The sequence below is a fragment of the Sphingomonas yabuuchiae genome, assembly GCF_001477495.1.
Classification (GTDB): Bacteria; Pseudomonadota; Alphaproteobacteria; order Sphingomonadales; family Sphingomonadaceae; genus Sphingomonas; species Sphingomonas yabuuchiae_A.
Map to the genome: position 1 here is coordinate 1 of NZ_LDTF01000190.1, position 1159 is coordinate 1159.

General features: G+C 64.3%; 1 pseudogene. It reads left to right on the top strand.

Annotation, left to right across the window (positions count from 1 at the left end):
* Nucleotides 1-1089 (top strand): annotated as a pseudogene (locus tag NS355_RS18010) (alpha-amylase family glycosyl hydrolase); the annotation flags it as partial.
* Nucleotides 1090-1159 lie beyond the last annotated feature (70 nt).

A 1159-nucleotide genomic window follows, 5' to 3' on the forward strand; every position in this document is an offset into this window, starting at 1 on the left:
CCCGGCATCACCGCGCGGCTGGACCATGTCGCCAGCCTGGGCGTCGATGCGATCTGGCTCTCGCCCTTCTTCACCTCGCCGATGAAGGATTTCGGCTATGACGTGGCGGATTATCGCGACGTCGACCCGATCTTCGGGACGCTGAAGGATTTCGACGCGCTGGTCGCCCGTGCGCACGAACTGGGGCTGAAGGTCGTCATCGACCAAGTGTACAGCCATACCTCGGACGAGCATCCCTGGTTCACCGAAAGCCGCTCCAGCCGCACCAATGCACGCGCCGACTGGTATGTCTGGGCCGATGCCAAGCCCGACGGCTCGCCGCCGTCCAACTGGCAGTCGGTGTTCGGCGGGCCCGCCTGGACCTGGGACGCGCGACGTGGACAATATTATCTGCACAATTTCCTGAAGGAACAGCCGCAGCTTCACGTCCATCACCCCGACGTGCAGGCCGAATTGCTGGCGACCGCGCGCTTCTGGCTGGACCGGGGCGTCGACGGCTTCCGGCTGGATGCGATCAACTTCATGATGCACGAGCCGACGATGCGCGATAACCCGCCCGCACCGGATACGGGCAAGACGCGCACCCGGCCGTTCGACTTCCAGTTGAAGCTCTACAACCAGAGCCATGCCGATATCGTCCCCTTTCTGGAGCGGATCCGCGCCACGCTGGACGAGTATGGCGACCGCTTCACTGTGGCCGAGGTCGGTGGCGACGAGGCGGATCGCGAGATGAAGCTGTTCACCGCTGGTGACCACCGGCTGAACACCGCTTACGGCTTCGACTTTCTCTATGCCCACCGGCTGACCCCGCGCATCGTCGCCGAGGCGGTGGCGAAATGGCCTGCCGAGCCGGGCATGGGCTGGCCAAGCTGGGCGTTCGAGAACCACGACGCGCCGCGTGCCGTCTCGCGCTGGGCAACGCCGGAGCATCGCGAGCCTTTCGCGCGGATGAAGATGCTGTTGCTGCTCAGCTTGCGCGGCAACGCCTTTCTCTATCAGGGCGAGGAACTGGGCCTGACCCAGGTCGATGTCCCCTTCGAGCGGCTGGTCGACCCCGAGGCCATTGCCAACTGGCCGCTGACCCTGTCGCTGTCCCTTATACCCATCTGACGTTGCCGACGAAGAGGATACTGTCGACTCAGTCGGTCGCACTATCATT